The 6,000-nt window shown below is 47.9% G+C and carries 6 protein-coding genes; 3 read left to right on the top strand and 3 right to left on the bottom strand.

The window, feature by feature from the left end:
• Positions 1–206: 206 nt before the first annotated feature.
• The gene (locus tag JTN23_RS23930) at positions 207–437 is read right to left on the bottom strand and encodes a hypothetical protein (protein ID WP_247237619.1); all 231 of its coding nucleotides are present in this window, start codon (positions 435–437) and stop codon (positions 207–209) included.
• 343 nt (positions 438–780) lie between these two features.
• Here JTN23_RS23930 and JTN23_RS23925 point away from each other — a divergent pair, with 343 nt between their 5' ends.
• Positions 781–1,377, top strand: a complete 597-nt coding sequence (locus JTN23_RS23925; protein WP_247237618.1) for a cupin domain-containing protein — start codon at positions 781–783, stop codon at positions 1,375–1,377.
• A 199-nt stretch (positions 1,378–1,576) separates the two neighbouring features.
• Here the strand turns inward: JTN23_RS23925 and JTN23_RS23920 are convergent, their stop codons facing one another.
• On the bottom strand, positions 1,577–2,536 hold the full coding sequence (locus JTN23_RS23920; RefSeq protein WP_247237617.1) for an alpha/beta hydrolase: 960 nt from the start codon (positions 2,534–2,536) through the stop codon (positions 1,577–1,579).
• A 588-nt stretch (positions 2,537–3,124) separates the two neighbouring features.
• On the opposite strand from JTN23_RS23920, the gene JTN23_RS23915 reads away from it, so the two are divergent.
• Positions 3,125–4,528, top strand: coding sequence for a PQQ-dependent sugar dehydrogenase (locus JTN23_RS23915; RefSeq protein ID WP_247237616.1), 1,404 nt, complete (start codon positions 3,125–3,127; stop codon positions 4,526–4,528).
• Positions 4,521–5,078, top strand: coding sequence for a hypothetical protein (locus JTN23_RS23910; RefSeq protein ID WP_247237615.1), 558 nt, complete (start codon positions 4,521–4,523; stop codon positions 5,076–5,078). The genes JTN23_RS23915 and JTN23_RS23910 overlap by 8 nt, the downstream gene beginning before the upstream one ends.
• Before the next feature lie 225 nt (positions 5,079–5,303).
• Here the strand turns inward: JTN23_RS23910 and JTN23_RS23905 are convergent, their stop codons facing one another.
• Positions 5,304–5,756, bottom strand: coding sequence for an N-acetyltransferase (locus JTN23_RS23905; RefSeq protein ID WP_247237614.1), 453 nt, complete (start codon positions 5,754–5,756; stop codon positions 5,304–5,306).
• Positions 5,757–6,000 lie beyond the last annotated feature (244 nt).

Below are 6,000 nucleotides of genomic sequence, written 5' to 3'. Positions count from 1 at the left end.
GCTGCCTTAGAGTAAGGCTAGCATTTTTATGGAGTTTCATAACCAACATAAACTATAAATTTTATACCAAATATTCTATAACCTTAGTAACCAGTACAAGTAGGAGGTACATATGCAGGTTAGCCATAGGCATAGTGAAGTAAACTATGCCTATGGGCAATATCAAAAGTACCTAGTACAGATTGTATGTAGATTCTATGGCCTCACTAGCTGGCTAGTCTGCCAAAAAGGCCTCCCTGGGGAGGAACGTAGCAGAAATGCCGTTCCGGATCCGTCATCTGATCGTAACAGAGGGGAACGTTGCTGTATAACTGCTCACTGGTAGCAATAAGGCTGTTAAGACCGGTGGCCACTACCTTCCAGAGCTTTACTTCTTCGCCAATGCTGTGGCGATAGTAGAAACGATCGCCGGGCTGTAGTTCATGAGGTAATTTCATTGTAGTAGGTATTAGTTTATTGAATATATTGATCTTTCTTTATTGCTGGTCAGTATAAAGGAAAGCGCCAATCTTACACAATTCCACACCTATTGTCGCTCTTACTGCTGTACTATGGCCTAAACAAGCCCATGTTCTACCCCTGGCAGGCATGGTTGACATTCCCTCTACATGAATCCTATAAAAAATAGCGTACCAGCTATGTAGGGAGCATCCGGTGAATCATCTCCTACTTCAGCCAGGGTCATACGATTTAGCGATTGTGTGAAAACATTTTGGTTTGTGGATGGTTGATCTACAGTCTTTTATATTTCATTGGTACATCTTCTAAACCTTTGATCATATGGCTCTAGCAGGTGAAATTCTTGAAAACAAGGTAACTGGTGAGAAAATCCAGTGGCTGAAAACCTCACAGGATACCGAAGGCCAATATCTGCAGTACGACTGGCACATTGCTCCCCAGTCCCAAAGACTACTTCGTCACTTTCATAGCTATCAAACTGAGACCATTGAGGTAAAAGAAGGTGCCCTGACTGTAGATTGTGGAGGTACCTTACACCTGTTAACTTCGGGCGACTCCTTAACCATTGAAAAGGGACAGCTTCATCAGTGGTGGAACCATGGGGATGAGCCTGTTCAGGCCGTAGTTACCGTCGAACCGGCCCTGAATACAGAAACCCAGATAGAGCAGCTGTTTGGACTGTGCAACGATGGGCAGGTGACTTTTGATGCAGGGCTTCCTTACCTGCAGCAAATAGTACTATCTGAAGCGTATGATTTGAAAGTAGCAGGTCTTCCCGAAAAAACAAATAGCCTTACGTATCGGCTATTGACCTCTTTTGCCAGCATGCTGGGCTACAAAAAGTACTACCCCAAGTACTCAGGTGAACGGCGAAAGGTAGAGATTACCCGTACTTATGCCCCGAAGCAGGCTAGTTAAGTACCCCTAGTTTTTTAGCGTACATCCATTACCGGCAGGCAGTACTTATGTGAGTATATACCGGAATAAGATTAAAGCAGGAAAGAGCCCTTTCTCTTTCCTGCTTTGTCCTAAGAGCACCTTACAGGTAACTATTTAATAGGTATCATCGTGTCACTGCCCAGTGCTTATCGGGATTTAGTACCGGGGTAACCTAATTTTATTTCTTCCTGCCTTTCATTTCTGATTTAAGAAAAGCTACGGCCTTATTGTAGTACGTATCGATCATCACCCCCGGACCATGTCCTCCTCCCGGAACTATTACCAATTCACTTGGGAGACCTTCGGCTTTTAGTTTTTCCTGAAGCTTCTCACTTTGACAATGAGGCACCAGCGGATCTTTGTCTCCATGTAAGATCATAAAAGGAGGGTTGCCCTTCTGCACGTAGCTTATCGGATTAGCCAGGGCTACCTTAGCGGTATTCTCCTGGATGGGACCACCCACCAGGACCGACTCCGGAGAATCGGCCGCGTCATGTTGCAGGGTACTACCACATCTGTCCATGATGAGGAAGTCCGTGGGGCCAAACCAGTCTACTACGGCATCTACTTTGCTGCTGGTTTGGGTATACCGGCCCAGGTTGCCTTCTACATCTATATCCAGCCCCTGCACAGTGGTTCGGGTAGTGGCATTGGTGGTACCGGCCAGTGCCGCTAAATGACCACCTGATGACCAGCCGGTAATGCCAATGAATCCATTATCCAACCCAAATTTTTCGGCGTTGGCCCGGATATACCTAATGGCCGCTTTTACATCGTGTATCTGCGCCGGGAACTGTGCATCTCCGCTTGACCGGTAGTTGATACTGACAACGGCAAAGCCATTATCCAGCAGCTTTTGTCCCAAACCAGTAGTGAAGGTATTGGCTTTCCAGGAGTTGGAGCGCCAGGCGCTGCCATAGATAGAGATAACCACCGGAAATGGACCGGAACCTGCCTTGGGAAGGTGAATATCCAGCTTGTGACCAGTATGTCCATCGCCTACATAATCAAGATCCAGCCAGTGCGTGGATGATTGAATGGCCAATTTGGCCGGGTCAATCGTAGCAGGCTGATCCCTGTTCTGAGCACTTACACCCATAGTAAGTAAGGTTAGAGCGATTAGAAGTATCTTCTTCATGTACAGTTGATGGGGGTTTATGCGTAAAGCTGTCAATGTATGACCTATTCCTTAAAAAGAGACCAGGCTGTCATTAATACCTGGTATTATTTGGGAACCTGAGCCGGTGGTGGACCTGGGCGCTCAAACAGTACTGCATCCAGTTCCGCCATTATTGATAACAGTCTATTGCTTTAAATTAGAGATGGGAATAATAAAGTAATCAATTCTACTACATTGGCTACTGAAACCATAGGAAGATAGGGGCAGAGCTACTACCTGCTATTACCTTCATCCTGACCATAATCTGAATATCCTATAAACAATTCTGAGGCTGAGGGTTTATTATAATTAGTATTTACTATGAGCGGCTTCGTTCGAAACGTTTAGCCTGCCATCCCTACTTCTGTAACTTCTGTGTCTGAATGAGGCGTCTGTGAACCTACCAGAAGCTTCGGTACCCTCACTATAAATCAGTGCAATGTATATATCATAAATAAATCCGTGACTATGGCAGAAGAACAGAATGTTGCACCTTCTAATCGTGGTTTTAAGATCGCTAAGGCTCCCATCAGGACAAGCCGCGCCACGCCGGAAAACCTAAAATAATTGCCCACCACCGCCCGGCCGCTTGTTGATGCAAGTGATGTGGTAGTTCCCGAAGGCTATGAGGTAGAGGCCATTATGGTAGGTCTGTCTTTTCCGACGGACGTTGCAGTAGCTGACGATGGGACTGTGTTTGTCAGTGAGGGAGGAAGCTCCTGGCCCACCCGTCCTTATATGCCAGCCAGGGTGATCGCTCTCCACCCCAACGGGGAGGTCGAAGCCATTACTATGAATGTACACGCGGGGCCTCGTGGTATTACCTGGCATAACGGCGAGCTCTATATGATCTTCAAAGGGGGGTACCACATGCAGCTGGCCAAATACAATCTGGAGACAGGTAAATTAACCATCCTGATCGACAAGGTACCCAGCGGTGGATGGCATGAACCCGGAGGCCCTATTTTTGGTCCGGATGGACTGATGTACTTTGGGCATGGGTCTGTCTCGCAGCAGGGGGTATCCCTACCAGCTGGCTTCACCGTAGACCTGGCCAAGCATCCGCTGGCGCATGACGTACCGGGGCAGGATATAACCCTTACCGGCAACAATGTGTGGAGCCGTGATCCACGAAAGCCTTATCCCTACCTAACCCTAACGGGACCTTTCAAACCTTTTGGTACCAGGTCTGAGAAAGGGGAGGTGATCAAGGGGCAGCTTTGGTGTAACTCTGCCGTATGGCGCTGCCGGCCCGACGGTACTGACGTGGAGCTATTGGCCTGGGGTATCCGGAATCCTTTCGGTATGGCTATCAATGAACAGGGGGAGCTGTATGTTTCGGACAATGATTTTGAAGAAAAAGGCGAGCGGGCGGTAGCCCTCGATCCGGATCGTATCTGGCACATCAAAAATGCCAGCAAACCCTTTGGCTCCGTTACTACCCCCGACTGGTACGGCTTTCCAGACATCTGCGGCGATGGTCTGCCCGTTAACCACGAAAAGCACCTGCCCCTGAAAGGAAAGGCGACCGAGCTATTCATTCAGGATCCGCCGCCCTGGGCCGGACCGGCCGCTTTTCTCGAGCAGCCACACTCCTGCATGTGCCGCATGGATTTCTCCCGCTCTGATTTCTTTGGTCACCGGGGGGAGTTGTTTGTGGCGGAATGGGGTACCCTGGCTCCGCTGAACTCACCCCGGGAGGAGGACCTGGATCATGGCTTCCGAGTGATTAGGGTGAATGTGAAAGAGGGTACCTCCGAGCTGTTCATGCATAACCGAATTATGGGACCTGCCTCAGCCCACGGTGGGGGAGGTATTGAAAGACCCGTTTCCTGCCGGTTCAGTTCAGATGGCAAGAGCCTGTATGTACTGGACTTTGGCGTGGCGCACATAACCGAAGGCAGTATGTTTGGATTTGCACATACAGGTGTTTTATGGAAAATAACCAAAAAAGAAATGAGCCATGGATAAACCAGCTTTAAAGCAACCGATACTGATAGAATTAGATGCCGAATGCCGCCAGGATCACCTGGATAAGGTTGAAGCCTGGTTGAAAAACGTGCAGCTTACGCAGGCTTCGTTCCGGCAACTACTGGAAGATACCGTTGATAAAATTGAAGAGCCTCACCTGAAAGATTACCTGAACACGATGCTACAGCAGGCGCTCGACCACGAAGAAAAGGCGGAAGCGCTGTTCCTGGTAATAGGCAGGGAGCCCTCAACTGTTAGGAAACTGGCGGGTGATCTGCTTGGGAAGGGGCGGGAGCTATGGGCTGATATTATTGCTCTGGGAGGAGGCGCTCACGGCCCTTGGCAGGACTTACAGCAACTCTACATCTCCAATCTTAACTCCATGAGTGCTTTTGCGGTGGCCGAACAGCTAGGCCTTGCCCTGGGTATCCCGGAGATTCTGAACATAACGCTATCTGTCATTGACGAGAAATCGACGTCCCATCTGTTGCTGCAGGAGATTGCACTGGAAATGTGTTCTAAGTCTATCCTCTACCAGCAGCCTTTTTAGTAGATTACCATTGCGATACTTATACATAAAGCCGGTGCTCTACGCATTGGCTTTACGTATAGATACTAACCTATGATACAAGCAGTACCCATGGATCCCATAGGACAGTAGCTCCAGGTGTATTAGTTCGCCGCGAGAGTACCTGGAAAAAGCTGAAATTCATACACCAGGGTGAAGGTTCCAGCGTTTTATAGCAGATAACACCAGGGTAAGAAGCGAGCGCACTTAGTTCTTATTCCAAACCATATAGTACTCTTCTTCCTGTGTATTTTCATCTACTCGTGTGTCTTCTATGGTAAAACCATGCTTCTTATAGAAATGTACCGCATTGGTGTTTTTAACGTATACAGTCAGACCCAAGTGGTTACGTAGCTCCTTTGCTTTTTCCAGTAATCTACTGCCTATACCGCTGCCTTGCGCATCAGGACTAACAAAAAGAGAAGCCAGCCTAGTATTTACCAGCGAGATAAAACCCAGGACTTTATTGGCAGAGTCTTTATAGATCCACGTCTCCGATTGGGGTATATATACTTCCCGCATGGCCTCAACGTGCCGCAGCCAGTAGTCCAGATCTATAAAATGGTGCGCAGTCTCTGATCCCGCAATCCAAATAGCTACTACTTCATCCAATTCCTTTGCATTACTCAGTGGTACTAATTTATATATATACGGTTCCATTCCGGGTATGTTCAATGTTATTAGAATGAAGAGCGCCTGAGCAGGCAAAAGGTTGTACCGGTCGCTGCCCCCAAAGCCAAAGATAGTGTGTATCTGTGCGTTAGATTGATCTGTCGTAATAGCTAAGCACTTTATAAAGGTGTACCGACACCCATGTTCCAGGACAGCTACGTATTGTAATCTTTCCCTTACTCGTATGGATTCATAACCGGAACCTCACTGGTTGATTAAGTAGAAATCAGGC

Source organism: Telluribacter roseus (genome assembly GCF_017355915.2).
In the GTDB taxonomy this organism is placed as follows: domain Bacteria; phylum Bacteroidota; class Bacteroidia; order Cytophagales; family Spirosomataceae; genus Telluribacter.
The sequence above is the reverse complement of the archived record's forward strand: the minus strand, read 5'-3'. Positions and strand labels throughout refer to the sequence as shown.

What these genes read in the sequence shown, in the direction of transcription:
- JTN23_RS23930 (WP_247237619.1), bottom strand. Translation starts at nt 437, where the DNA reads ATGAAATTACCTCATGAACTACAGCCCGGCGATCGTTTCTACTATCGC.
- JTN23_RS23910 (WP_247237615.1), top strand. Translation starts at nt 4,521, where the DNA reads ATGGATAAACCAGCTTTAAAGCAACCGATACTGATAGAATTAGATGCC.
- JTN23_RS23905 (WP_247237614.1), bottom strand. Translation starts at nt 5,756, where the DNA reads ATGGAACCGTATATATATAAATTAGTACCACTGAGTAATGCAAAGGAA.
- JTN23_RS23920 (WP_247237617.1), bottom strand. Translation starts at nt 2,536, where the DNA reads ATGAAGAAGATACTTCTAATCGCTCTAACCTTACTTACTATGGGTGTA.
- JTN23_RS23925 (WP_247237618.1), top strand. Translation starts at nt 781, where the DNA reads ATGGCTCTAGCAGGTGAAATTCTTGAAAACAAGGTAACTGGTGAGAAA.